General features: G+C 74.4%; 25 protein-coding genes. 10 read left to right on the top strand and 15 right to left on the bottom strand.

Annotation, left to right across the window (positions count from 1 at the left end):
• The first annotated feature begins 2 nt into the window (after positions 1-2).
• A complete protein-coding gene (locus tag ACWIX3_RS01925; RefSeq protein WP_448610396.1) occupies positions 3-833 on the top strand; it encodes an FAD binding domain-containing protein in 831 nt (276 codons plus the stop codon).
• A gap of 18 nt (positions 834-851) precedes the next feature.
• Here ACWIX3_RS01925 and ACWIX3_RS01920 read toward each other — a convergent pair whose 3' ends face one another.
• The 7 genes from ACWIX3_RS01920 to ACWIX3_RS01890 all read right to left on the bottom strand — a co-directional run bounded on the left by ACWIX3_RS01920 (position 852) and on the right by ACWIX3_RS01890 (position 8,014).
• Positions 852-2,198 (bottom strand): sulfate adenylyltransferase subunit 1, encoded by a 1,347-nt coding sequence (locus tag ACWIX3_RS01920; protein ID WP_448610395.1) that lies wholly within the window; start codon positions 2,196-2,198, stop codon positions 852-854.
• Positions 2,198-3,106, bottom strand: coding sequence for a sulfate adenylyltransferase subunit CysD (cysD, locus tag ACWIX3_RS01915; RefSeq protein ID WP_448610394.1), 909 nt, complete (start codon positions 3,104-3,106; stop codon positions 2,198-2,200). Before cysD ends, ACWIX3_RS01920 begins: the two co-directional genes overlap by 1 nt.
• Positions 3,107-3,201: 95 nt before the next feature.
• Positions 3,202-3,957, bottom strand: coding sequence for an inositol monophosphatase family protein (locus ACWIX3_RS01910; RefSeq protein WP_448610393.1), 756 nt, complete (start codon positions 3,955-3,957; stop codon positions 3,202-3,204).
• Positions 3,944-4,660 (bottom strand): PaaI family thioesterase, encoded by a 717-nt coding sequence (locus tag ACWIX3_RS01905; RefSeq protein WP_448610392.1) that lies wholly within the window; start codon positions 4,658-4,660, stop codon positions 3,944-3,946. The genes ACWIX3_RS01910 and ACWIX3_RS01905 overlap by 14 nt, the downstream gene beginning before the upstream one ends.
• Positions 4,661-4,690: 30 nt before the next feature.
• Positions 4,691-6,331: a sensor histidine kinase gene (locus ACWIX3_RS01900; protein WP_448610391.1), complete on the bottom strand. Its 1,641-nt coding sequence runs from the start codon at positions 6,329-6,331 to the stop codon at positions 4,691-4,693.
• Between the two features lie 73 nt (positions 6,332-6,404).
• A complete protein-coding gene (locus ACWIX3_RS01895) occupies positions 6,405-7,127 on the bottom strand; it encodes a response regulator transcription factor (protein ID WP_448610390.1) in 723 nt (240 codons plus the stop codon).
• A 116-nt stretch (positions 7,128-7,243) separates the two neighbouring features.
• Entirely contained in the window at positions 7,244-8,014 is a 771-nt protein-coding gene (locus tag ACWIX3_RS01890; RefSeq protein WP_448610389.1) for a siderophore-interacting protein, read from the bottom strand.
• A 277-nt stretch (positions 8,015-8,291) separates the two neighbouring features.
• Between ACWIX3_RS01890 and ACWIX3_RS01885 the strand changes: the two genes are divergently transcribed.
• Together ACWIX3_RS01885 and ACWIX3_RS01880 are read left to right on the top strand one after the other, a co-directional pair.
• Positions 8,292-8,501 carry a DUF2945 domain-containing protein gene (locus ACWIX3_RS01885; protein ID WP_448610388.1) on the top strand — a complete coding sequence of 70 codons (210 nt, stop codon included), beginning with the start codon at positions 8,292-8,294 and terminating at the stop codon, positions 8,499-8,501.
• 31 nt (positions 8,502-8,532) lie between these two features.
• Entirely contained in the window at positions 8,533-8,964 is a 432-nt protein-coding gene (locus ACWIX3_RS01880) for a DUF2795 domain-containing protein (protein WP_448610387.1), read from the top strand.
• Between the two features lie 37 nt (positions 8,965-9,001).
• Here the strand turns inward: ACWIX3_RS01880 and ACWIX3_RS01875 are convergent, their stop codons facing one another.
• Complete coding sequence (locus ACWIX3_RS01875; RefSeq protein ID WP_448610386.1) at positions 9,002-9,973, bottom strand: hypothetical protein; 972 nt, start codon at positions 9,971-9,973, stop codon at positions 9,002-9,004.
• Positions 9,974-10,155: 182 nt separating this feature from the next.
• Here ACWIX3_RS01875 and ACWIX3_RS01870 point away from each other — a divergent pair, with 182 nt between their 5' ends.
• Entirely contained in the window at positions 10,156-12,309 is a 2,154-nt protein-coding gene (locus tag ACWIX3_RS01870) for an LCP family glycopolymer transferase (protein ID WP_448610385.1), read from the top strand.
• A 185-nt stretch (positions 12,310-12,494) separates the two neighbouring features.
• On the opposite strand, the gene pstB is transcribed toward ACWIX3_RS01870, so the two are convergent.
• The 6 genes from pstB to ACWIX3_RS01840 all read right to left on the bottom strand — a co-directional run bounded on the left by pstB (position 12,495) and on the right by ACWIX3_RS01840 (position 18,551).
• Positions 12,495-13,274 carry a phosphate ABC transporter ATP-binding protein PstB gene (gene pstB, locus ACWIX3_RS01865; RefSeq protein WP_448610384.1) on the bottom strand — a complete coding sequence of 260 codons (780 nt, stop codon included), beginning with the start codon at positions 13,272-13,274 and terminating at the stop codon, positions 12,495-12,497.
• 23 nt (positions 13,275-13,297) lie between these two features.
• The gene (pstA, locus tag ACWIX3_RS01860; protein WP_448610383.1) at positions 13,298-14,383 is read right to left on the bottom strand and encodes a phosphate ABC transporter permease PstA; all 1,086 of its coding nucleotides are present in this window, start codon (positions 14,381-14,383) and stop codon (positions 13,298-13,300) included.
• Positions 14,383-15,339: a phosphate ABC transporter permease subunit PstC gene (gene pstC / locus ACWIX3_RS01855; RefSeq protein WP_448610382.1), complete on the bottom strand. Its 957-nt coding sequence runs from the start codon at positions 15,337-15,339 to the stop codon at positions 14,383-14,385. Before pstC ends, pstA begins: the two co-directional genes overlap by 1 nt.
• A gap of 131 nt (positions 15,340-15,470) precedes the next feature.
• Positions 15,471-16,586 carry a phosphate ABC transporter substrate-binding protein PstS gene (gene pstS / locus ACWIX3_RS01850; RefSeq protein WP_448610381.1) on the bottom strand — a complete coding sequence of 372 codons (1,116 nt, stop codon included), beginning with the start codon at positions 16,584-16,586 and terminating at the stop codon, positions 15,471-15,473.
• A 266-nt stretch (positions 16,587-16,852) separates the two neighbouring features.
• On the bottom strand, positions 16,853-17,779 hold the full coding sequence (gene mshD, locus ACWIX3_RS01845) for a mycothiol synthase (protein WP_448612508.1): 927 nt from the start codon (positions 17,777-17,779) through the stop codon (positions 16,853-16,855).
• Positions 17,780-17,786: 7 nt separating this feature from the next.
• Positions 17,787-18,551 carry a winged helix-turn-helix transcriptional regulator gene (locus ACWIX3_RS01840; protein ID WP_448610380.1) on the bottom strand — a complete coding sequence of 255 codons (765 nt, stop codon included), beginning with the start codon at positions 18,549-18,551 and terminating at the stop codon, positions 17,787-17,789.
• A gap of 249 nt (positions 18,552-18,800) precedes the next feature.
• On the opposite strand from ACWIX3_RS01840, the gene ACWIX3_RS01835 reads away from it, so the two are divergent.
• The 6 genes from ACWIX3_RS01835 (at position 18,801) to ACWIX3_RS01810 (ending at position 22,118) form a co-directional block, all read left to right on the top strand.
• Entirely contained in the window at positions 18,801-19,613 is an 813-nt protein-coding gene (locus tag ACWIX3_RS01835) for a hypothetical protein (RefSeq protein WP_448610379.1), read from the top strand.
• A gap of 10 nt (positions 19,614-19,623) precedes the next feature.
• Positions 19,624-20,313, top strand: coding sequence for an LmeA family phospholipid-binding protein (locus tag ACWIX3_RS01830; protein ID WP_448610378.1), 690 nt, complete (start codon positions 19,624-19,626; stop codon positions 20,311-20,313).
• Between the two features lie 53 nt (positions 20,314-20,366).
• Positions 20,367-20,720 (top strand): thioredoxin family protein, encoded by a 354-nt coding sequence (locus tag ACWIX3_RS01825; protein ID WP_448610377.1) that lies wholly within the window; start codon positions 20,367-20,369, stop codon positions 20,718-20,720.
• 18 nt (positions 20,721-20,738) lie between these two features.
• Positions 20,739-20,813, top strand: a complete 75-nt coding sequence (locus ACWIX3_RS01820; RefSeq protein ID WP_448612507.1) for a putative leader peptide — start codon at positions 20,739-20,741, stop codon at positions 20,811-20,813.
• 175 nt (positions 20,814-20,988) lie between these two features.
• Positions 20,989-21,822 (top strand): sulfurtransferase, encoded by an 834-nt coding sequence (locus ACWIX3_RS01815; protein ID WP_448610376.1) that lies wholly within the window; start codon positions 20,989-20,991, stop codon positions 21,820-21,822.
• 2 nt (positions 21,823-21,824) lie between these two features.
• Positions 21,825-22,118, top strand: a complete 294-nt coding sequence (locus ACWIX3_RS01810; protein WP_448610375.1) for a DUF1416 domain-containing protein — start codon at positions 21,825-21,827, stop codon at positions 22,116-22,118.
• Between the two features lie 177 nt (positions 22,119-22,295).
• Here the strand turns inward: ACWIX3_RS01810 and ACWIX3_RS01805 are convergent, their stop codons facing one another.
• The gene (locus tag ACWIX3_RS01805; protein WP_448610374.1) at positions 22,296-23,573 is read right to left on the bottom strand and encodes a PP2C family protein-serine/threonine phosphatase; all 1,278 of its coding nucleotides are present in this window, start codon (positions 23,571-23,573) and stop codon (positions 22,296-22,298) included.
• Between the last annotated feature and the right edge of the window lie 185 nt (positions 23,574-23,758).

The following is a 23,758-nucleotide window of genomic DNA, read 5'->3' as shown; positions in this document are numbered from 1 at the left end:
GCATGATCCCGGGGTCGTTCGAGTACGTGCGGCCGACATCGGTCGAGGAGGCGGTCGCCGCGCTCGTCGAGCACGGGGACGACGCGAAGGTCCTCGCCGGCGGGCACTCGCTGCTGCCGCTGATGAAGCTGCGCCTGGCCATGCCGGCCGTGCTGGTCGACATCGGCCGCATCCCGGGGCTGTCCTACGTGCGCGGCGAGGGTGACGAGGTCGCCATCGGCGCGGGCACCCGGCACCACGAGCTGGAGAAGGACGCCGTCGCCGCGGCCGAGGTGCCGATCCTGCCCTACGTCGCCAGCCAGGTCGGCGATCCGCAGGTGCGCCACCGCGGCACGATCGGCGGCACGGTCGCGCACAGCGATCCGGCCTCCGACCTGCCCACCGCGCTGCTGGCGCTGGGCGGCACGGTCGTCGTCCAGGGCCCCAGCGGGCGCCGGGACATCCCGATCACCGATTTCTGGCTCGGGTTCTTCGAGACGGCGCTGGCCGAGGACGAGCTGATCGTCGAGATCCGGGTGCCGCGCACCGGCTCGGCCGGCTGGGCCTACGAGAAGTTCACCCGCCGGGCCAACGACTGGCCGATCGTCGCCGCCGCCGCGGTCGACGGGCGGGTGGCGCTGGCCAACATGGCCGGCTCGGTCGTCCGGGCCACCGCGACCGAGGAGGCGCTCGCGCGGGGCGCCTCCATCGAGGAGGCCGCTGCGCTGGCCGACCAGGGCACCAGCCCGGGGGCGGACATGCACGCCGACCAGGAGTACCGCCGGCACCTGGCGCGGCTGCTCACCCGCCGGGCGCTGGAGAAGGCGGCAGGGGCTCCCGCAGCCGCGGCGTGAACGAGGAAGGGTCCTCTCTCAGCCGGCGGGGGTGAGCATCCCGGCGCCGACGGTGGCGTTGGTGGCCTCGTCGACCAGGATGAACCGACCGGTCACCCGGTTGCGGGTGTAGTCGTCGACGAACAGCGGCTGGGTGACCCGCAGGCGCACCCGGCCGATGTCGTTGAGACCGAGCTCGGTGGCCTCCCGGTCCCGGTGCAGCGTGTTCACGTCGAGCCGGTAGGCGAGCTCCTTGACCATGGCGCGCACCGTGCGGGTGGTGTGCTTGACCCCGATCCGCTGACGCGGGCGCAGCGGCTCGTCGGCCATCCAGCAGACCAGCGCGTCGAGGTCCTGCGTCGCCGTCGGGGCGTTCTCCGGCTTGCCGATCAGGTCGCCGCGGGAGACGTCGAGGTCGTCGGTCAGCCGCAGGGTCACCGCCATGGGCGGGAAGGCCTCGTCCACCGGACCGCGTGGGCCGTCGATGCCGGCGATCGTCGTCGTGAGGCCGCTGGGGAGCACCGTGACCTCGTCGCCGGTCCGGAAGACCCCGCTGGCGACGGTGCCGGCGTAGCCGCGGTAGTCGTGGTGCTCCTCGGTCTGCGGCCGGACGACGTACTGCACCGGGAACCGCGCGTCGGTGAGGTTGCGGTCGCTGGCCACGTGCACGTGCTCCAGGTGGTGGAGCAGCGTCGGACCCTCGTACCAGGGCGTGTTCGCCGAGTGGGTGACGACGTTGTCGCCGTGCAGCGCCGAGATGGGGACGACGGTCAGGTCCGGCACGCTCAACTTGGCCGCGAAGGCGCTGAACTCGTCGGCGATCGCGTCGAAGACCTCCTCCGACCAGCCGACGAGGTCCATCTTGTTGACCGCGACCACCAGGTGCGGCACCCGCAGCAGCGAGGCGAGGAAGGCGTGCCGCCGGCTCTGCTCCAGCATGCCCTTGCGGGCGTCGACCAGCACGATCGCCAGGTCGGCGGTCGAGGCGCCGGTGACCATGTTGCGCGTGTACTGCACGTGGCCGGGGGTGTCGGCCAGGATGAACGTGCGCCGAGGGGTGGCGAAGTAGCGGTAGGCGACGTCGATGGTGATGCCCTGCTCCCGCTCGGCCCGCAGACCGTCGGTGAGCAGCGCGAGGTCGACGTGGTCGCCCTTGCTGGCGCGGGCCACCGCCTCGTACTGGTCCTCGAAGATCGCCTTGCTGTCGTAGAGCAGCCGGCCGATCAGCGTGCTCTTGCCGTCGTCCACCGAGCCGGCGGTGGCGATGCGCAGGATGTCCTTGCGCGCGGTGGCCAGCTCCACGGCGTGCTCGGCGGCGGCCGAGTGCACGTCGACCGGCTGCTCGTCGGCGTCGGTGGCGGCGGGGTACGTCTCGGGGGCGGCCATCAGAAGTAGCCCTCCTTCTTCCGGTCCTCCATGGCGGCGTCGCTGACCTTGTCGTCGCCGCGCGTGGCGCCTCGCTCGGTCATCCGGGTCACCGCGATCTCGGCGATGACCTCCTCGACCGTGGTGGCCTCCGAGCGGACGGCGGCGGTCAGGTTCGCGTCGCCGACGGTGCGGTACCGGACCGTGGCCCGGAACGGCTGCTCGCCGTCCTTGGGGCGGATGAACTCGTTGACCGCGTAGAGCATCCCCTGGCGCTCGACCACCTCGCGCTCCTGCGCGAGGTACAGCGGCGGGATGGCGATCTGCTCGCGGAGGATGTACTGCCAGATGTCCAGCTCGGTCCAGTTCGACAGGGGGAAGACCCGGATCGACTCGCCGAGGTGGATCCGGCCGTTGTACAGGTCCCACAGCTCGGGGCGCTGGTTCTTCGGGTCCCACTGGCCGAACTCGTCGCGGAAGGAGAACACCCGCTCCTTGGCGCGCGCCTTGTCCTCGTCGCGGCGGGCGCCGCCGAACAGCGCGGTGAAGCCGTGCTCCTCGACCGCATCCAGCAGCACCGGGGTCTGGATGCGGTTGCGGGAGCCGTTGGGTTCCTCCTTGACCACGCCCTTGGCCATGGCGTCGGGCACCGAGGCGACGATCAGCTGCACGCCGAGCTCGGCGACGCGCTTGTCGCGGAACTCCAGCACGTCGGGGAAGTTCAGCCCGGTGTCGACGTGCATGACCGGGAACGGGATGCGGGCCGGCGCGAACGCCTTGCGGGCCAGCTCCAGCATCACGATCGAGTCCTTGCCGCCGGAGAAGAGCAGCACCGGGCGCTCGAGCTCCGCGGCCACCTCGCGGATGACGTGGATGGACTCGGCCTCCAGCGTCTCCAGCTGGGAGAGCCGGTAGTCAGGGGTGCTCACGCGCTCGTGCTCCGGGGGATCGGGGGCAGGGCTCGAACCAGCACCAACCGCACCGGCCCGGGGAGGATTCCCGCCGTCCAGTCTCCGCCATCCCCCTACGGAGCCGGCGGTGACCCCGCTCGCACCGCCGCCAGGAGCGGGTCGGCCAGCTCCGGACGGCACACCAGCAGGTCCGGCAGCCAGGCGTCCGGGCCGTTGTAGACCAGCGGCGAGCCGTCGAGCCGGACGGCGGTGAGCCCCGCGGCCCGGGCGACGGCGACCGGCGCGGCCGAGTCCCACTGGTACATCCCGCCGGCGTGCACGTAGGCGTCGGCCTCGCCGCGGACGACGGCGGTCACCTTCCACCCGGCCGAGCCCATCGGCACCAGCTCGGCGTCCAGGGCGGCCGCCGCGGTGCCGGCCACCGCGGGCGGGCGGCTGCGGCTGACCGCGATCCGCGGCCGGCCGGCCCCCGGCGGGGGCACCGTGGGCGCCGGATCGGTGACCAGCACCTCACCCAGAGCGGGCAGCGCCACCGCTGCGGCCGTCAGTTCGTCGGCCTGCCACAGCGCCACGTGCACCGCCCAGTCCGGCCGCGGCGCCTCGCCGTACTCCCGGGTGCCGTCGAGCGGGTCGACGATCCACACCCGCTCGGCGGTCAGCCGACGGCGGTCGTCGACCGCCTCCTCGCTGAAGACCGCGTCGCCCGGACGGTGCTCGGCCAGCACCCCGGCGATCGCGGCCTGCGCGGCGGCGTCCCCGGCGTCCCCGAGTGCCCGGCCGGTGAGCCGGCCCTCCTCGCGCAGTCCGGTGAGGACGGCGGCGGCCGCCCGGGCCGCGGCCGCGGCGACCTCGACGTCACTCACGGGCATCGGACAGGGCCGTGGCGTCGGTGGGGCGCCCCGGTGGCCGGTGCCGGCCCGAGGCGTCGGTGACCGCGCCGAAGTAGTCGGCGTGCAGCTCCTCGCGCGGCATGACGAACACGCCGCGGGCCTCGACCAGCGTCCGGTCGGGCGCCGCCGCGGTCGCGATCGTGCCCGTGACGACGCACTTGCGGCCGGCGGTCTCGGTGACCTGCGCCCGCATCGTCAGCGGCGTCGACAACGGCACCGGCCGCCGGTAGTCGACCTCCAGCCGGACGGTCATGCCCCAGAGCCCCGCGGCGATCGCGGCCGAGCCGAGCAGCTGGTCCATGAGCAGGCTGCTCATGCCGCCGTGCACGTAGCCGGGCGGGCCCTCGTACGCCGGCCCGAGCAGGGCCTCGGCGACGACGCCGCCCTCGACCCGGTGGATGCGGACCGGCGGGGCGAGCGCGCTGCCCACACCGCTCACCGGGTTGTAGACGCGGCGGAAGACCAGGGGGTCGTCGAGCACGGGCAGCTGCGTCGCCGGCCGTCGGGCGGCGGCCAGGCGGGCGGCGACGGCCCGGGCGTCGGCGGCCGCGGCCCGGAGCTGGTCGGCGGGGACGGTGGTGCGCACCGAGGCGTCCACCAGCTCGCGCAGGGCCGTGCCGAGCTCGGTCACCGCGGCCATCAGGTCGGCGTCGTAGGGCTGCCCGCCCGCGTCGGAGGTCACCAGCGGACGGTAACCGGACCGTCCGGGGGGTCAGACCGCCGGGCCGTCCGGCACCGGCGGGGCCGCCGGGCCCGGGCCGGACCGGGGCAGCCGGACGGTGAACACCGCGCCCCGGCCGGGGGCGGTGTCCAGGTGCACCGTGCCGCCGTGTGCGTGCACCAGCGCGCTGACGATGGCGAGCCCCAGCCCGGTGCCCCCTGCCGTCCGGGCGCGGGAGGGGTCGGCTCGGTAGAAGCGCTCGAACACCCGCGCCGCGTCCTCGGGGGACATGCCCGGCCCCTGGTCGGCCACCTGCAGCACGACCACGCCGCCGTCGTCGCCGTCCGCCGCCCCGTCGCCGGCGGGCTCGTCGGAGATGTGCACGGTGACCGGCGCGGTCCGGGGCGTGTGCACCAGGGCGTTGGTCACCAGGTTGCCGACGACCTGGCGCAGCCGGGCCTCGTCGCCGAGCACCACCGGCACCTCGCTGAGCGACTCGTCCAGGTACAGGCTGAGGGGCCGGTCCGGCTGGACGGCGCGGGCGTCGTGGACGGCGTCGCCGGCGACCTCGGCCAGGTCGACCGGGGTGATGGTGAGCGGGCGTTGCTGGTCCAGCCGCGCCAGCTGCAGCAGGTCCTCGACGAGCACCCCCATGCGGGCGCCCTCGGACTCGATCCGCTGCATCAGCCGGGCGGTCTCCTCCGGGCTGCCCACCGCGCCCTGCCGGTAGAGCTCGGCGAACCCGCGGATGGAGGTCAGCGGGGTGCGCAGCTCGTGGCTGGCGTCGGCGACGAACCGGCGCATCCGGGTCTCGGAGGCGCGGGCCTGCTCCTCGGACTCCTGCTGCGCGCGGAACGAGCGCTCGATGCGGGCGAGCATCCCGTTGAGCGCCAGCGAGAGCCGACCGACCTCCGTGCGCTCGTCGCCGGCCGGGACGCGCTGGGAGAGGTCGCCGGCGGCGATCGCCCGGGCGGTCCGCTCCACCTCGACGAGCGGCCGGAGGCTGTTGCGGACCAGCACGTACGCGGCACTGCCCAGCAGGATCAGGATGACCAGGCCGACCACCACCTGCAGGGCGACCAGCCGGGCGAGCAGGCGGTCGTCGCGGTCGAGGTCGACGCCCGCGATCGCCGTCAGACCCCCGCCGACGTCCCGGCTCATGAGCAGCCAGTCCGTCCCGTCCGCAGCCTCGGCGACGACCGGCCGGCCGGTGCCGGCGGCCAGCACCTCGGCGTCCTCGCCGGTGACGGTCGGCGGCGGACCGGTGGCCTGCGGCGGCTGGGAGACCGGGATGGCCTCCATGCTGCCGGCGGGCAGGCAGGCCACGTAGATCGTCCCGAACGAGACGTCGTCCGGCCCCCGCCACCGCCCCTCGCAGCGGTCGTCGAACCACGGGGCGTCGCCGTAGCCGGTCAGGGTGTCCTCGAGCTGCTGGTGCTGCTGTCCCCGGAGGTAGTCCTCGAGCAGCGCGCTGGTGAGGAACCCCGTCAGGGTCAGCGCGACGGTGACCAGCCCCAGGAGCATCGCCACGAGGGTGACCCGCAGGGGCAGCCGCGGCGCCGCCCACGAGCGGGCAGGCGCCACCTCGGTCCGCCGGGCCGCACCGGTACCCGCGGAGCTCAGCTCGCCGGTGCTCGTCGACGTCGGGACCGGCGGCGCCACCTCGCGACGTGACCCCGCGACGTCCGTCACGTGCCCTCCTCGCCGGCGCTCGTCGAGCCCGTGCCCGACTGTGCCGCGTCCCTGCGTGGTGTCGAGATGCCGGTCACGAGCCCCGCGGCAGCCGCAGCGTGTAGCCCACGCCGCGGATGGTGTGCAGCAGCCGCGGCTCGGTCGTGTCGACCTTGCGGCGCAGGTAGGAAATGTAGGACTCCACGACGTTGGCGTCGCCGTTGAAGTCGTAGTTCCAGACGTGGTCGAGGATCTGCGCCTTCGACAGCACCCGCCCGGCGTTGGCCATGAGGTAGCGCAGCAGCTTGAACTCCGTCGGCGACAGGCTGACCACCTGGCCGGCCTTGACCACCTCGTGCGACTCCTCGTCGAGCTCGATGTCGGCGAAGGAGAGCCGGGGCGAGTCGGCGGGGCGCTGCGGCCCGGTGCTGCGGCGCAGCACCGCCCGGATACGGGCGAGCACCTCGTCGAGGCTGAACGGCTTGGTGACGTAGTCGTCACCACCGAGGGTCAGCCCGGACACCTTGTCCTCCGCCGCGTCCCGCGCGGTCAGGAACAGCACGGGGGTGTGCCGGCCGCTCTCCCGCAGCCGGCGGACGACGCCGAAGCCGTCCAGCCCCGGCATCATCACGTCGAGCACGAGCAGGTCGGGGCGGAAGGACGTCGCCATCGCCAGCGCCTGCTGCCCGTCCGCGGCCGTGGCGACCTCGAAGCCGGCGTAGCGCAGGCTGGCCGACAGCAGCTCGCGGATGTTGGGTTCGTCGTCCACCACGAGGAGGCGTGCCTCCGGCACGGTGTCCTTGCCGGTGCTGGTCACAGCACCTCCCGTCGAACGCGCGGCCGTGGTCATGGGACGAGAGTGCGACCCCGTGCTGGAGCGGCCCTGGGCGTTACCTGTGAGGAGTCTGGACGTGTGAGGAGTCTGGACGACGCTCAGCCGCCCATCGCCCGGCCACGCCGCCAGTAGCCGATCGCGTGGTGCTGCGCCCGGCCCAGCCCCCACCGACCGCGCAGGTCCGCGCGCACCGCCCGGACGGTCGCGGACTCGGCGGCCACCCAGGCGAAGAGGTCCTCGCCGTCGGGCCGCTCCAGCTCCGCCACGGCATCGGCCAGCAGCGTGCCCTCCCCGGGCGGCGTGCCGTCACGGTGCAGCCAGCGGACCTCCACCCCCTCCGGCGCCGGCAGCGGCTGCTCCTCGGCGGCGTCGGCGACCTCCACCAGCGCGACGCCGCGGGTCAATGGCGGCACCGCCGCCAGGATGCGGGTGATCGCCGGCAGCGCCGTCTCGTCGCCGGCCAGCAACAGCCACCCCGCCGGGCGTTCGCCCAGCGGGCCCCCGCCGGCGACGGCCACCGTCGTCCCGGGGACGGCGGCGCCGGCCCAGGTCGCCGCCGGGCCGTCGCCGTGCAGGACGAAGTCGATCTCCACCTCACCGCGCTCGGGGTCCTGCCGGCGGGCGGTGTAGCTGCGCAGGCTGACCCCGTGCGCGCCCTCGGGCCAGACGATCCTCCCGTCCCGCTGCACCGACGGCCAGCGCGGCGCCGGGTCGCCGACGCGGGGGACGAGCAGGGAGATCGTCGGCCCGGCGGCCGCGACCGCCGCGGACGTGCCAGCGAGCACGACGCGACGCACCGAGGGGGTGACGTCCTGGACGGAGGTCACGGTGAGGACGTCGACCGGCCGGGTGGGGTCAGGGGCGGTCACGGAACCCGAGCCTAGATGCGGGCCGACCCGGCCGACCCCGGGGGAATGGGGTCGACCGGGCCGGCGATCGAGGACGAGTCGTCACGCTCCGTGGTCGTATACTCCGCTTTGAGCAGCGAGAACGGCGTAACGCTTCCCGTCGACCTGAACGCTACGTGACGGATCCGCCGGCGTCAGTGCCCTCGCGGGTGATCCGGCCTCTCGGACGGGTGATGTGTGCCCCGGGCCCGCGCCGGGCAGGGGGCAGCTACCGCGCGAAGTACCAGGGGAGGGCCAGATGTCGGACGACCTCGCAAAGGGTGACCACGTCACCTGGAAGAGCCACGGCCAGGAGGTCGAGGGCACCGTCAAGCGCAAGATCACCTCGGAGACGGAGGCGTCCGGCCGGAAGGTCAAGGCCAGCAAGGACGAGCCGCAGTACGAGGTCGAGAGCGACGAGACCGGCAAGACCGCGGTGCACAAGCCCGGCGCCCTGCACGAGAAGTGATCACGCACCAGCAGAACGGAGGAGGGCGATCGTGAGCGAGAGCGCAGACCAGTTCGCCGGGACGGCGTCCCGCAGCACCAAGCACAGCGCACGGGTCGACGAGGAGCTCGAGCACGAGATCCAGGGGATGCTGAAGGCCGAACGGTCCACCCGCGCCGAGGAGTGGCGAGAGGTGGAGCCCCAGGCCGAGGGCGACCCGGACATCGACAGCAGCCCCGGGGGCACGCTGGTCGGTGGCGTCCCGGTGGGCATGACCGAGGACGCCGTCGTCGCCCGGGCCGAGCTGGCCCGCTGGTTGGACCGGGCCGACTTCCCGAGCGACGGGCCGGCCCTCGTCGAGGCCGCCCTGGACCATCGGGCGCCCGACGTCGTCGTCGACGAGCTCCGGCGGCTGCCCGAGGGCGAGACCTACGAGCGGATCGGGGACGTCGTCCGCGCGCTGGGCTACCCCACCGAGACCTGAGCGGCGGCCGGGAGCCGGGTGCACCGGCTCCCGGCCGTCACCCGCCCTCGGCGGCCTGCTGCTCCTCGTCCTCCGCGATCTCCTCCGCGCCCCGTCGGCGGAACAGCCGGGAGCCGGGAAAGCCCTTCACCACGTGCCGCAGGTCCTGCATCGTGTCCAGCAGATCGTGCACGTCCGGGCCGACCGACCCCAACGACCCCATGACCGGCAGGATGTCCTCGTCGAGGTGCGTCATGAGCTGGGGCAGCCGGTCGATGAAGGTCACCACCGCGTCCACCTCGTCCGCGTCGATGCTCGCCGCCAGGCGGCGCACCGCCGGGGCCAGGGAGAGGAGTGGCTCCTGGAAGGCGTCGACCATCGGGTCGACCCGGCCCAGCAGCCCCTCGGCCCGGTTCACCGCGCCGTCCGCGGCGGAGGTCGTCCCGCCGACGGCCGTGATGGCGTCGTCGGCCTTCTGGTTGGTGGTGCCGACGGCGGTGATGGCGTCGTCGGCCTTCTGGTTGGTGGTGCCGACGGCGGTGATGGCCTCGTCGGCCTTCTGGTTGGTGGCGCCGACGGCGGTGATGGCCTCGTCGGCCTTCTGGTTGGTGGCGCCGACGGCGGTGATGGCCTCGTCGGCCTTCTGGTTGGTGGTGCCGACGGCGGTGATGGCGTCGTCGGCCTTCTGGTTGGTGGCGCCGACGGCGGTGATCGCCTCGTCGGCCTTCTGGTTGGTGGCGCCGACGGCGGTGATCGCGTCGTCGGCCCTTTGGCGGGTCCTGTCCACCGCGGCGATCTCGTCATCCGCCCGTTGGCGCGTGCCTTCCACGGACGTGATCGCCGCGTCGGCCCGGTCCACGACGCCCTCGATCCGGTCGACGACGGTGGTGACCCGGTCGAGCAACGACTCCACACGCCCGACGACGCGCGCCAGCCGCGGGACCAGCGCCAGTGCCTCGGTCACGCCCTCACGGACCCCCTCGACCGCGGAGATCACGTCCGACGGGCCCGGCACGAACGGCAGCTTCACCTCGAGGACGCTACGACGGCGTCGTGGGTCCCGCCCGCCGATCCCCGCGCGTCCGACCCGGGTGAGGGCCTCCGCGCCCGTATCGTGGGTGACTGCCCGACTGCGCAGTGGTACCACCGTGCGCCGGTGGGGAGCGACGGTGCCCGCCAGGGCGGCAGTTCGACGATGGGAAGTCGGCACGGGTGGGGAACAAGCGCACGCGCGACGAGGCGGGGGAGGCCCGGTCGTCCGGGCGTCTCCGCGGCCGCCGTCGGCCGGCGGCGTCACCCCCGGCCGCGGGCGGCGCGCCGGCCCGTGAGCCGATCACCGTCGAGCAGCTGATCGCCCGCCAGGGCGGCGAGGTGGGCCGCCGTCGGGCGGCCCGCACCGGCGAGATCCCGCTTCCCCTGGCCGCCGGCGAGAAGCCGCCGGAGCGACGCCGCGGCCTGCCGCCGGTACCCGTTGAGAACACACCGGCCCCCGCGGTCCGGACGCCCTCCGGACGGCGTGCCGGCGACGCCCTCCGCGCGGCCGACGACACCCCGGCCCCCCAGCGCGGCCTGCCCCCGGTCCCGGGTGGGTCGGCCGGGCGCACGCCCGCGGTCCCCGAGTCGCCTGCCGAGGTCCCCGAGCCGCCTGCCGCCGTCCCCCTGGTGCCCGCCCTCGCCGCCCCGCCGGAGTCCCCGTCCGAGCCGCCGCGCGGCGGGCTGCCGCCGGTGCCGCCGACGGCCCGGCCCTCGGTGCCGCTCTTCCCCCCGTTCGACGAGCGGACCGGCCACCGCCCGTCCCGCCCGATCGCGCCACTGCCGCCCATCCCCGGCCGTGACGCCCCGCTGTCCGGCGCGACCCGGCTCACCCCACCCTCGCCACGCGAGCGCCGGGCCGCCCGCCGTGCCGCGCGCAGCCCCGGCCGACGGCGAGTGATCCGCGTCGCCATCGGCCTCGCGGCCCTCGTCGGCGTCGTCCTCGCCTACCACCTGGGGCTGTACTTCTACGTCGACCAGCGCATCGAGCGCGTCGACGCGCTGACGCCCGACGGCGCGGAGGTGCTCGCCCCCGCGCTGCAGGACGGGGCGGCCACCTACCTGGTCGTCGGCACCGGCCTGCCCGGCGCCGAGGGACCGGCGTCGGTGGCCACCCTGCTGGCACACGTCACCGCCGACGGGGAACGAGCCGTCCTGGTCAGCATCCCGCCCACTGCGCTGGTCGACACCCCCGGCTGCATTCGCGCCGACGGGGAGGTGCGCGAGGCGGTCACCGAGTCCTTCGCCGACTCGCTGCTCCAGGGCGGGCCGTCCTGCACGGTTCGTGTGGTGCAGCAGCTCTCCGGCCTGCGCGTCGACCACTACCTGGGCGTGGACCTGGCCCGGCTGCCCGGCATGGTGGACGCCCTCGGCGGCGTCGCCGTCTGCCTGCCCGCGGCGACGCCGGCGGTCTCCGCCTCGTCCGAGCCCCTCCCCACCGGCACCAGCACCATGTCGGGGGAGCGCGCCACCGGTTACCTCGCCCCGGGGGACTCCGGTGCCGACGTCACCGGCGAGGCGGTCGCCGAGCGCGCCCAGCTGGTGCTCACCTCCACCCTGCGGACGGCCATGTCCGCGGGCACCCTCGGCAACCCGGCCACCCTCACCGGGTTCCTCACCCGCGCCTCCGACGCCCTCACCGTCGACGAGGCGACCACCCTCGGCGACCTGCGTACGCTCGCCGGCACGCTCGGCGACCTCTCCGGCGACGCGGTGCAGCGCATCGGCCTCCCGGTGGACCAGGTGGGCTACGTCCCGACCGGCAGGGAGCAGGCCCACGTCGTGCTCGACGCCGCTGCCACCCGCTCGCTGTTCGACGAGGTGATCAAGGCGGGCCGGCTGCCCGCGGAGCTGGTCGCCCCGGAGCCGGCCGCTCAGGCCGCCGTGGCTGCGGCCCCGGCGGCGGCCGAGCAGCCCGTCACCACGCCGGCCGAGCAGCCGCTGGCCGCCGCGCCGGCGGGGATCACCCTCGACGTCCTCAACGGCACCGCCACCAGCGGGCTGGCCGCCACCGTGGCCGATCAGCTGCGGGCGCAGGGCTTCGGCATCGGCCAGGTCGGCAACGAGCTCGGCGTGGTCAACGAGACCGTCGTCCGTTTCGGCGCCGCAGCGGAGCAGCAGGCCCGCACCATCGCCGCAGCCGTCCCCGGCGCGGTGCTGCAGTCCAGCGACGCGACCGGCGGGGCGGTCCAGCTGGTCATCGGGCCGGGCTTCTCCGGCGTCGTCCCCGTCGTGATCCCCCCGGCGCCGGTGGCGGCCCCGGAGACGCCCGCCCCCGCGGCCACGGCCGCCCCGTCCGCCGAGCCGGCCCCGCAGAGCACCGTCACCTGCTGAGCCCCGACATGGTCGTCCTGCCGGACGACACCGCGGCCACGTGGCCTACCCGGCCCCGTTGAGCCGCCGCCGGTGCCCCGGCCGGGAGGTCCTCCGGACCCCGCGACCGGCTGCGCGGTGTGTGCCCACGACGACGGAGGGCCGCCGCGGGAACTCCCGCAGCGGCCCCTCGGAGCCGGGTCGGCTCAGCCGAAGCGGCCGGAGATGTAGTCCTCGGTCGCCTTCTCGTCCGGGTTGCTGAAGATCTTCTCGGTCGGGTTGAACTCGATCAGCCGCCCCGGCTGGCCGACCCCGCTGAGGTTGAAGAAGCCGGTCTGCTCGCTCACCCGCGCGGCCTGCTGCATGTTGTGGGTGACGATGACGATGGTGAAGCGCTCCTTGAGGTCGGCCATCAGGTCCTCGATCGCCAGCGTGGAGATCGGGTCCAGCGCGGAGGCCGGCTCGTCCATGAGCAGGACGTCGGGCTCGACGGCGATCGCGCGGGCGATGCACAGCCGCTGCTGCTGACCACCGGAGAGCCCGGCGCCCGGGCGGTTGAGACGGTCCTTGACCTCGTTCCACAGGTTGGCGCCCCGGAGCGAGCGCTCCACCAGGTCGTCGAGGTCGGACTTCTTCATCTTCTTGTTGTTCAGCCGGATGCCGGCGGCGACGTTCTCGTAGATCGACATGGTCGGGAACGGGTTGGGCCGCTGGAAGACCATGCCGATCTGCCGCCGCACGTCCACCGGGTCGACGTCCGCGCCGTAGAGGTCCTGCCCGTCCATGACGATCTTGCCCTCGACGCGCCCGCCCGGGATGACCTCGTGCATCCGGTTGATCGAGCGCAGGAAGGTCGACTTCCCGCAGCCCGACGGCCCGATGAGCGCGGTGATGCTGCGCGGCTCGATCGAGACGTTGACGTTCTCGACCGCCAGGAAGTTGCCGTAGTAGATGTTCAGGTCGGAGACGTCGATGCGCTTGGCCACAGGAGGTCCTCCAGGGTTGCCGGTCAGCGACCGGACTTGGGAGCGAAGAAGCGACTGATGAGCCGGGCGACGACGTTGAGACCCATCACCAGGATGATCAGGACGAGGGCCGCGGTCCAGGCCCGGTCGGTGGCGAACTGCGGGGGCACCCCAGGCTGGGTGAGCTGGTAGTAGGCGTAGACCGGCAGGGTCGCCATGCGGCCGTCGAACGCGTTGAGGTTCGTGGCGTTGGTGATGCCCAGGGTGATCAGCAGCGGGGCGGTCTCGCCGACCACGCGGGCGATCGCCAGGGTGACGCCGGTGCCCAGGCCGGCGATCGCCGTCGGGATGATCACCTTGACGATGGTGCGCCACTTCGGCACGCCCAGCGCGTAGGAGGCCTCACGCAGCTCGTTGGGCACCAGCTTGAGCACCTCCTCCGCCGAGCGCACGACGACCGGGATCATCAGCACCGAGAGCGCGATCGCGCCCATGACGCCGAGTCGGACACCCGGGCCGAGGAAGATCGCGAACAGCGCGTAGGCGAACAGGCCGGCCACGATCGACGGGATGCCGGTCATGACGTCGACCAGGAAGGTGATCGACCGCTTCAGCCGCCCGTGGGCGTACTCGACGAGGAAGATCGCCGTCAGCAGGCCGATCGGCACGGAGATCAGCGTGGTCAGCGCCGTGATGATCAGTGTGCCCAGGATCGCGTGGTAGGCGCCGCCGCCCTCGCCGACGATGCCGACGAGCGAGGAGTTGAAGAACTCGCCGTCGAGCCGCGCGAAGCCGCGGCTGACGACCTCCCAGACCAGCGAGACCAACGGCACCATCGCCAGCCCGAAGGCGCTGACCACCAGACAGGTGACCAGCCGGTCGGTGGCCCGCCGGGCCCCCTCCGTGGTCCGGGTCAGCAGGTACACGGCCAGGGTCCCGAGGACGACGGTGTAGAGCACGAACAGCGCGATGTTCAGGTCGAACACCGGCCAGAGCGCGCCCACGACGACGGCGGCCCCGAGGAAGGCGCCCAAGGGCGCCCAGTTCGGCAGCCGCCGGGCGCGCTCGCCACGGCGCGGGCCGGGGGAACGGCTGCCCGTGGGGGCCGGCGCGGTGGAGATCTGGCTCATCAGTTCGCTCCGGAGAAGTCGGCGCGCCGGTTGACGATCGCGCGGGCCAGCATGTTGACCGCGAGGGTGATGACGAAGAGCGCGAGGCCGCTGGCGATCAGCGTGTTGATGTCGATCCCCGAGGACTCGGGGAACTCCAGCGCGATGTTGGCCGCGATCGTCGACGGGTTGCCGCTGCCGATCAGGTTGAACGTGATGCCGCCGGAGACCGACAGCACGATCGCCACGGCCATGGTCTCGCCGAGTGCCCGGCCCAGGCCCAGCATGGCACCGCCGACGACCCCCGAGCGGCCGTAGGGGAGGACCGCCATCCGGATCATCTCCCACCGGGTGGCGCCCAGGGCCAGCGCCGCCTCGCGGTGCAGGCTCGGGACCTGCAGGAACACCTCGCGGGAGATGGCGCTGATGATCGGCAGGATCATCACGGCGAGGACGAGTCCGGCGGTCAGCATGGTGCGCCCGGTGGTCGAGGCAGGACCGGCGAACAGCGGGATGAAGCCGAGGTCGCGCTCGAGCCACTGGTAGAAGGGCACCAGCTTGGGGGCCAGCCAGAAGATGCCCCAGAAGCCGTAGACGATGCTCGGGATCGCGGCGAGCAGGTCGACCAGGTAGCCCAGGCCCTGGGCCATCCGCCGCGGGGCGTAGTAGCCGATGAACAGCGCGATGGCCACCGCCAGCGGCGTCGCCACGAGCAGCGCGATGACCGCCGCGAGCAGGGTGCCGAAGACCAGCGGGCCGACGTAGGAGGCCAGGCCGCCGTCGCCGGGGATGTCCTCGGCCGGGGCGGTCAGCGCGGGCACCGCCTCCACGACGAGGAACGCGGCGACCCCGGCGAGGATGACGAGGATGAGGATGCCGGCGCCCTTGGCGGTACCGGCGAAGACCCGGTCACCGGGACGGCGGACCGACCGTCCGGTCCCGGCAGGGGACGGGGGGGTGGTCCTGGTGCTGCTCACCGCTGCTCCGTGGTGTCTGGGCCGGTGCCTGGGGACCCGGCGAGGAGTGGTTCGGGGACCCGGCGGGGCCGGGCCTGCCAACGGCCCGGGGCGCCGTAGGGCACCCCGGGCCGTTGCCGGTCATTGTGAGGTCACCCGGCGGTGATCGCGTCCACGGCCGTCTGAGCCTGCTGGCGCAGCGCGTCGGAGATCGGGGCGGAGCCCGCGGCCTCGGCCGCGGCCTGCTGACCCTCCTCGCTGATCACGTAGCCCATGAAGTCCTTGACCAGGCCGGCCTTCTCCTGGTCGTCGTACGCGATGCAGCCGATGTGGTAGCTGACCAGCACGATCGGGTAGCTGCCCGACTCCGCGGTGTCGCGGGCCAGCTCGATGGCGAAGTCGTACTCGCCCCGGCCCTCGAGCCGCTCGGAGTTCTCGACGACCGCGGCCGCGGCCTCGGGGCTCGGGGTCACGAACTCCTCGCCCACGCCGATGTTCGCCACACCCAGCTCACCGGCCTGGGAGAGGTCGGCGTAGCCGATGGTGCCGTTGCCGCCGGTGACGGCGCTGATCACGCCCGAGGTGCCCTGGGCGGCCTCGCCGCCGGCGACCGGCCAGTTGCCGTCGGGCTCGTGCGGCCACGCCTCGGCGGCGGCCGCGGCCAGGTACTCGGTGAAGTTCTCGGTGGTGCCCGACTCGTCGGAGCGGTTCACCGGGGTGATCGGCAGGTCCGGCAGGGTCACGCCGGCGTTGTCCGCGGCGATCGCCGGGTCGTTCCAGTTGGTGATCTTCTGGTCGAAGATGCCGGCGACCACCTCGGGGGAGAGGTTCAGCTCGTCGACGCCCTCGAGGTTGTAGACGACCGCGATCGGGGAGATGTAGTTCGGCAGCTCGAAGACCTCGCCGCCGCCGCAGCGCTCGGCCGCAGCGGTCAGCTCCTCCTCGTCGAGCGCGGCGTCGGAACCGGCGAAGTCGGTGCCCCCGGAGATGAACTGCTCGCGGCCACCGCCGGAGCCCACCGGGTCGTAGTTCACGGTCACGCCGGGCTGCACGCCCGAGTAGCCGGCCGTCCAGCCCTGCATCGCAGCCTGCTGGCTGCTGGCGCCGGCGCCGTCCAGGGCGCCGCTCAGCTCCGTGGCACTGCCCGTGCTGGTGCTGCCGCCGCCACCGGCGTTGCCCTCGTTCGCGGCGCCGCAGGCGGTCAGCGCGAGGGTGCCGGCGAGCGCGGTCGAGAGGACGACGGCGCGCGACGTGGTACTGAGCTTCAAGGAAGGGGCCCTTCGACGGTGTGCCCAGGACCTCTTCCCGGGCAGCGCGGAACCAACGGGAACCGACGCTAGAGAGCCGAGGTGGCCGCCCCCCGGTGCACCGATGAACGCCAGGTGAACGGTGTCCGAGGCCTAGGTCACCGGGTGTGGGCCAGCTCACGTCCAACGGGTGAACGAGGGCGCGCCGACTGGAGAAGGAGCCTCCTGCCCTCCACCGCTCGCAAGCTCGCGGCGGGCCCCTGCGGGAGGGCCGGGATCCCCGTACCTCAGGGGACGCGGCGCCAGGAGACGTCGACGGCGTGCCGGGTGAAGCCGCTGCGCTCGTACAGCGTCACCGCGGCGGTGTTGTCCTCCTCGACGTAGAGCAGCACCTGGCGCAGCCCCAGGCCGCGCAGGTGGGCCAGCCCCACGTCGGTGAGCGCGCGGCCCAGGCCCAGGCCCTGGGCGTCGGGGTCGATGCCGAGGACGTAGACCTCGCCGACCGCCTCCGGCCCCTCGTCGCCCGGCGGGTGCACCTTCGTCCAGTGCGAGCCCAGCAGCCGGTCGCCGTCCCATGCGAGGAAGAAACCCGCCGGGTCGAACCACGGCTCGGCCATGCGCAGCCGCAGGTCCTCGGCGCTCCAGCTGCCCTGCTCCGGGTGGGACGCGAAGGCGCGGGCGTTGGTGCCCAGCCACGCCTGCTCGTCCCGGCCGGGCCGGAAGGTGCGCACCTGGACGCCCTCGGGCAGGCGCAGCCGGGGCTCGGGGTCGACCCCGGCCAGGTTCCGTCGCATCTGCAGCAGCACCCGCGCCCGCTCGTACCCGCGACGCCGCGCGAGCTCGGCCGATCCGGGCAGGTCGCCGTGGGCCCAGACCCGCAGGGGGCGGTCGCCGGCCAGCTCCTCCTGTCGCGCCAGCAGCGCGCGGCCCACCCCCTGCCGGCGGGCGGCGGGCGCGACGACCAGCTCGGCCTCGGCGTCCCCGGTGCCGTCCCCGCCCTCGAAGCGCGCGTAGCCGGTCAGCGTGCCGTCAGCGGCCGTGGCGAGCACGTCGCGACTCCCGGCCGGGCCGCCGTGCTGCAGCCGCAGCTCGGCCTCCTCGGACAGCGGGCGGACGCCGTCTGCCGCGGTCGCCGCGCGCAGCAGCGCCAGGACCGCGTCGACCTCGGCCGGGTCGAGCCGTCCGACGTCCCGGACGAGGGGAGCTGTGGACAGGGAGGCCTCAGACCAGCTCGGTGTCGTTCCGGGCCGTGTCGTCGAGCGAGCGGGCCTCGGCCTCGGCCCGTGCGGCGGCCGCGGTGGCGTCGGCGACCTGCTGGTCGAGCTTGTAGCCGACGTTGCGGACGGTGCCGATCAGCGCCTCGTGCTCGGTGCCGAGCTTGGCCCTCAGCCGGCGCACGTGGACGTCCACCGTGCGGGTGCCGCCGAAGTAGTCGTAGCCCCAGATCTCCTGGAGCAGCTGCGCGCGGGAGAAGACCCGGCCCGGGTGCTGGGCCAGGTACTTCAGCAGCTCGAACTCCTTGTAGGTGAGGTCGAGCGGGCGGCCGCGGAGCTTGACGGAGTAGCTGTGTTCGTCGATCACCAGCTCGCCGGCCTGCGTCACCCCGCCGTCCGGACCGTCGGCCGGGGAGGTGGCGGCCAGCCGGCGGGCGGTGGCCCACTTGAGGCGGGCGTCGACCTCGGCCGGGCCGGCGGTGTCGAGCAGGACGTCGTCGACGCCCCAGTCGGCCGACAACGCGACCAGGCCACCCTCGGAGAGGACGGCGACCAGCGCGGAGGCGACGCCGGTGGAGGAGAGCAGCCCGCAGAGGGTGCGCGCCTGGATGAGGTCGTGCCGGGCGTCGACGAGGACGACGTCGCCGGAGTCCCCGTCGAGCAGGCTCGACAGCTCGGGGGCCACCACGCGGACGTGGTGCCCCAGGAGGCCGAGTGCGGGCAGCACCTCGGTCGTGGCCTGACGTGCGGCGGTCATGAGCACGAGTCGCATGACGTCTCCTCAGGGGAGCCGGGGACGACGGAGGTCGTCCGGGGGCCCACGACGGCGCTGTCGAAGAGACAGCAGGATAGCCGACGTGCTCCACCCGTCCCCGTCCGTGACCGGATCGCGACACGTGACCGTCGACACGGGCGACGACGAGGCCGGCCCGCGTGGTCCCCGGGTTCGGACACGCCGTGGCAGCGCCCCGGCTCCGCTCGTCGAGCGGATCGGACGCTGGACGTCTGCGACGATCGGGCCGTGACGGCGATCGGGGCGGGACCCGGGCTCTCGGCCCGCGCGTGGCACCTGCCGACTGCTGCCGCCGTCGTCGTCGCCACGGCCCTGCTCGTCGGGTTGCCCGCCGCCGCGGGGGAGACGGGTCGGCTGGCAGCGGTCGCCGTCCTGCAGGTGGCGCTGGTGGCAGCGTGGGTGCCGGCCACCGGCATCCCCGCCCGCGCCGGCGCGCCGGCGCTCGGGCTCGCCGCGGCCGCGGGCGCGGACGTGCTGCTGGTGTTGCCCGAGCGGCCCGAGATCGGCTCGCTGCTCGCCGTCCCCGGCCTGGGCCTCCTCGCCGCGGTGCTGCACCAGATGCTGCGCCGGGCGCCGCGGTCGGACGTGGTCGGTTCACTGGCCGGTGTCCTCCTGCTGATCTGCGCGGTCACCGCCCTGGCCGTCCTGCTGCTCCTGCCGGACGTCGGCGACACGACGGTCACCCCGCTGCTCGTCGTCGGGACGACGCTGCTGGTGGGCGCCCTGGTGGACCTCCTCCGGCCCCGCCCGGCGGTCGCGGCCGGCGTGCCCCGGGGCGTACCCGCGCTGGTGCTCGGTGTGCTGGCCGGTGCCGTCGTCGCGGTGGTCGGCTCCGGCGCCGACGACGTGGGGACGGTCGTCAGCGCGCTCGTCGCCGGCCTGGCGCTGGGTGCCGTCGCCGCGCTCGTCGGCCTCGCCGCCGGTTACGTCGTCGCAGGCGGCCCGGGCCGGATGTGGGCGGCGACCGTGCTGCAGGCGGTGCTGCCGTTCGCCGCGGCCGCCGCGGTGGCGTTCTCCGTCGTCCTGCAGAACGCGCTCTGAGCGGCCGGCCGTGCGCGCCCTGCTGGTGGTCCTGCTGCTCCTGGGCGGCCTCGCCCTCGGCGCCGACCGGGTCGGCGAGGAGATCGCCGAGGACCAGGTGGCGCGGGTGGTCGCCGGGCGGGCCGGGCTCGCCGGCGCACCCGACCTGGAGTTCGGCGGCTTCCCGTTCCTCACCCAGGCGCTCGCCGGGCGGTACGAGGACGTGCGGGTCTCCCTGACCGGCGCCGACCTCGGCCAGCCCGCGGGCACCAGCGCCGACGTCTCCCTGCGGGGCGTGCAGGTGGCGCTGCGCGACGTCCTGTCCGGCTCGGTCCAGGAGGTGCCGGTGGAGCGGGTCGACGGGACGGCGACGGTGCCCTACGCCCTGCTCGCCGACCAGCTGGGCCCGGGCACGACCGTGACACGGGACGGCGAGGGCCTGCGGGTGCAGCGCACCGTCGAGGTCGCCGGGGTGAGCCTGCCGCTGGCCGCCACGGGCTCGCTCTCGCTCGACGGCGACACCGTGGTGGTCGAGGTCGACGAGGCCTCCGGAGTCGGCGTCGACGTCCCGGGTTTCCTCCTCGAGCAGGTCGGCGACGCCCTCGACCTGCGCTACCGGATCCCGCCGCTGCCCTTCGGCCTGCAGGTCACGGGCGTCGCGCCGGCCGACGACGGCGTGCGGGTGCGCGTCGAGGCGGTCGACACGGTGCTGCGCGGCTGACCCGTCCGCGCGGAGCCGGAACACCCCCGCGCGGGGCCGGGTTGGTGCCTGACGTGGACCGGACGGACGGGGCGGTGCTCGAGGACCTGGGCGTGCACCCCGGCCGCGCCGACCTGACCGTCGTCCAGTTCTCGACGGCGTTCTGCGGGCCGTGTCGGGCCACCCGGGCGCGGCTGCGCCAGCTGCAGGTTACCCGGCCCGGCCTGGTCCACGTGGAGGTCGACGCGGAGAGCCACCTGGACGCCGTCCGCGCGCTCGGCGTCGACCGCACGCCGACGCTGCTCTACCTGGACCGGGCGGGCCGGTTGGTCGGCCGCAGCAGCGGGGCGCCGCGCCCCGCGGAGCTGGCCGCCCTCGTCGATGCGCACGTGCCGGCTGCCGCCTCCCGGGCCGGGAGGGACGCCTGATCCGTTACCCTCGCGCCCGTGGGCTTCCTGCTGACCTCCCGCCGCACAGTGGACCTGTGCCGCGTCGGCAGCAGCCTGTGTCCGGCCGTCTGAGGACGACACCGCTCGCCCAGACGTGCCCCGACCGCCGTCCGGAAGCCCCCGCACCCAGGTGTCCTGAAGTCGCACCACCGGACGGTGCGCCGCGTCCCGGGGCCCGGACCCGCCTCCGCCTGACCCGCACGCGCACCACCGACCGCATCCACCGACCACGGGAGGAACACCCCTCATGAGCCGCAACGACGTGCTCGTCTCCGCCGATTGGGCCCAGGAGCACATCGGCGCCCCCGGCATCGTCTTCGTCGAGGTCGACGAGGACACCAGCGCCTACGACAAGGGCCACATCGAGGGCGCCGTCAAGCTGGACTGGAAGACCGACCTGCAGGACCCGCTGCGCCGCGACTTCGTCGACCGTGAGCAGTTCCAGGAGCTGCTGTCGGAGAAGGGCATCAGCAACGACGACACCGTCGTGCTGTACGGCGGCAACAACAACTGGTTCGCCGCCTACGCGTACTGGTACTTCAAGCTCTACGGCCACTCCGACGTCAAGCTGATCGACGGCGGCCGCAAGAAGTGGGAGCTCGACAGCCGCCCGCTGTCGGCCGACGCCGTCGAGCGCCCGGCCACCCAGTACCAGGCCGCGGAGCCCGACACCTCGATCCGCGCCTTCCGCGACGAGGTCCTCGCCGCTATCGGCCAGAAGAACCTGGTCGACGTCCGCTCGCCCGACGAGTTCGCCGGCAAGCTGGTCGCCCCCGCGCACCTGCCGCAGGAGGGCGCGCAGCGCCCGGGCCACATCCCCACCGCGGTGAACGTGCCGTGGAGCAAGGCGGCCAACGAGGACGGCACCTTCAAGAGCGACGAGGAGCTCGCCAAGCTCTACGCCGAGGCCGGCCTCGACACCAGCAAGGACACCATCGCCTACTGCCGCATCGGCGAGCGGTCGAGCCACACCTGGTTCGTGCTGCGCGAGCTGCTCGGCCACGAGAACGTCAAGAACTACGACGGCTCCTGGACCGAGTACGGCTCCCTCGTCGGCGTCCCCATCGAGAAGGGGGCCTGAGCATGTGCGGCGCTCCCAAGCAGGGCGGCGCGCTGGCCGGCGTGGACCTGAGCACCCAGACGGTCATCCAGGGCCAGGTCTGGCACGACGGCGCTCCCGTCGCCGGGGCCTACGTGCGGCTGCTCGACGCCACCGACGAGTTCACTGCCGAGGTGGTCACCAGCCCGGAGGGCGAGTTCCGCTTCTTCGCCGCCCCGGGTGAGTGGAAGCTCCGCTCGCTGGCCCCGGTCGGCAGGGGCGAGCGCCTGCTCACCGCGGACGTGGGTCTGAACGAGACGACCGTCGCCATCGCCTAGATGGACGACACAGCGCCCCTCCCGGCTCGGGCCGGGAGGGGCGCTGTCGTGCGTGGCACGGAGCGTGGGAGGACGGCGCCCTGCAGGGTCCCGCCGCGGCCCCGTCCCGGGTCCGGCCCTGAGCGTGCGAGGGGTGGGGAGGACGGGTCCTTCCACGGTGGGGCAGGGGGTCCCTGCTCAGTCGGCGCCGGGCGGCAGGCGGTTGGGGCCGGCCTCGGGCGGGCGCGGACGGTCCTCGGGGTGGGCCCGGACGGCGACGATGGCGACGTCGTCGGCCCCCGGCTCGGGCAGCATCCGGGCGAGGAGCGTGTCGCAGAGCTCCTCCAGGGGCGTCTCGCCGAGGTCGCGCAGCGCCTCCTGCAGGGCGGCCAGGCCGCTGTCGAGGTCGGCGTCCCGGCGCTCGACCAGGCCGTCGGTGACCAGCAGGAGGGTGTGCCCGTCGCCCAGCTCGGCGGTGTGGTCGGTACGCGGTGCGTCGGGGTTGATGCCGAGCATCAGGTCGGGGCGGGTCTCGAGCAGCGTCGTCGAACCGTCGGGGGCGAGCAGCACCGGCGGGAGGTGACCGGCACTGCTCCAGCGCAGCACCCGGGTGCCTGCGACGGGCACGTCCGGGTGCCGCTCGATGCGGGCGAGGACGACGGTCGCCATCGTGCTCACCGCGAGCCCGCGTGCCACGTGCTCGGCGCGGGACAGCGTCGCCGACGGTGGCTCGTCGTCGTCGTAGGCGAGGACCCGCAGCAGGCCGCGCAGCTGGCCCATCGCCGCGGCGGCGTCGCTGTCGTGGCCGACGACGTCGCCGATGACCAGCGTCGTCGCGCCGTCGGGCTGGAGGAACGCGTCGTACCAGTCGCCGCCGACCTGCGCCCCGTGGGCGGCCGGGCGATACCGCACGGCGACCTGCAGGTGGTCGGGCTCCGGCGGCGGGGTCAGCAGCGCCTGCTGCAGCCGGTCCGACAGCGCCCGCTCCACCGCGGCGCGCTCGGTCACGCGCTGCAGCTCCGCGGCCTGGCGCCGGGCAGCCAGCCGGTCGGTCAGGTCGCGGAAGGAGACCACCACGCCGGTCACCGCGCCGCCCTCCACCGTCGGGACGGCGATCAGCTCGACCGGCACCGGCGTGCCGTCGCGGTGCCAGAACACCTCCTGGTCGGCGGTGACGGTCCGGCCGGTGGTCAGCGCGTGCCAGACCGGGCACTCCTGCTTCGGGTAGGGCGACCCGTCGGACCGGCGGCCGTGGATCACCGCGTGCTGGTCGCGCCCGAGCTGCTCCTCGGGGGCGAGCCCGGTCATGCGCACCGCCGCCGGGTTGACGAACTCGACGCGGCCGTCGGCGTCCAGGCCGTAGATGCCGTCGGCGACGTTGGCCAGCACGCGCTCGTAGCGGGCCAGGGTGCGGGAGAGCAGGGTCTCCACGTCGGAACGGAGCCCGCCGTCCCGGCCGTCCTCCCGCACCTGCATGCCGCCGCCACGTCCTCAACGTCCGACTGTCCCCGCTTCGGTCCACCACCCTGCCCACCGGGGCCGGAACTCAACCGGGGCGTCGCCGACCGGCGCCGCCCGCCGGGCGGACGCGCGCCGGCAGGACGGAGACGAGGGCCAGGGCGACGGCCGTCGCGAGCACCACGCCCCCGCCGCGGGAGGCC

This window comes from Geodermatophilus sp. URMC 60 (assembly GCF_053502585.1).
This window is presented reverse-complemented; position numbering and strand designations above follow the sequence as displayed.

Coding starts and splice junctions, on each gene's coding strand:
- pstA (WP_448610383.1), bottom strand. CDS start 14,383: ATGAGCCAGATCTCCACCGCGCCGGCCCCCACGGGCAGCCGTTCCCCC.
- ACWIX3_RS01885 (WP_448610388.1), top strand. CDS start 8,292: ATGTCGGACGACCTCGCAAAGGGTGACCACGTCACCTGGAAGAGCCAC.
- ACWIX3_RS01840 (WP_448610380.1), bottom strand. CDS start 18,551: ATGCGACTCGTGCTCATGACCGCCGCACGTCAGGCCACGACCGAGGTG.
- ACWIX3_RS01920 (WP_448610395.1), bottom strand. CDS start 2,198: ATGGCCGCCCCCGAGACGTACCCCGCCGCCACCGACGCCGACGAGCAG.
- ACWIX3_RS01910 (WP_448610393.1), bottom strand. CDS start 3,957: ATGCCCGTGAGTGACGTCGAGGTCGCCGCGGCCGCGGCCCGGGCGGCC.
- ACWIX3_RS01815 (WP_448610376.1), top strand. CDS start 20,989: ATGAGCCGCAACGACGTGCTCGTCTCCGCCGATTGGGCCCAGGAGCAC.
- ACWIX3_RS01810 (WP_448610375.1), top strand. CDS start 21,825: ATGTGCGGCGCTCCCAAGCAGGGCGGCGCGCTGGCCGGCGTGGACCTG.
- ACWIX3_RS01805 (WP_448610374.1), bottom strand. CDS start 23,573: ATGCAGGTGCGGGAGGACGGCCGGGACGGCGGGCTCCGTTCCGACGTG.
- ACWIX3_RS01925 (WP_448610396.1), top strand. CDS start 3: ATGATCCCGGGGTCGTTCGAGTACGTGCGGCCGACATCGGTCGAGGAG.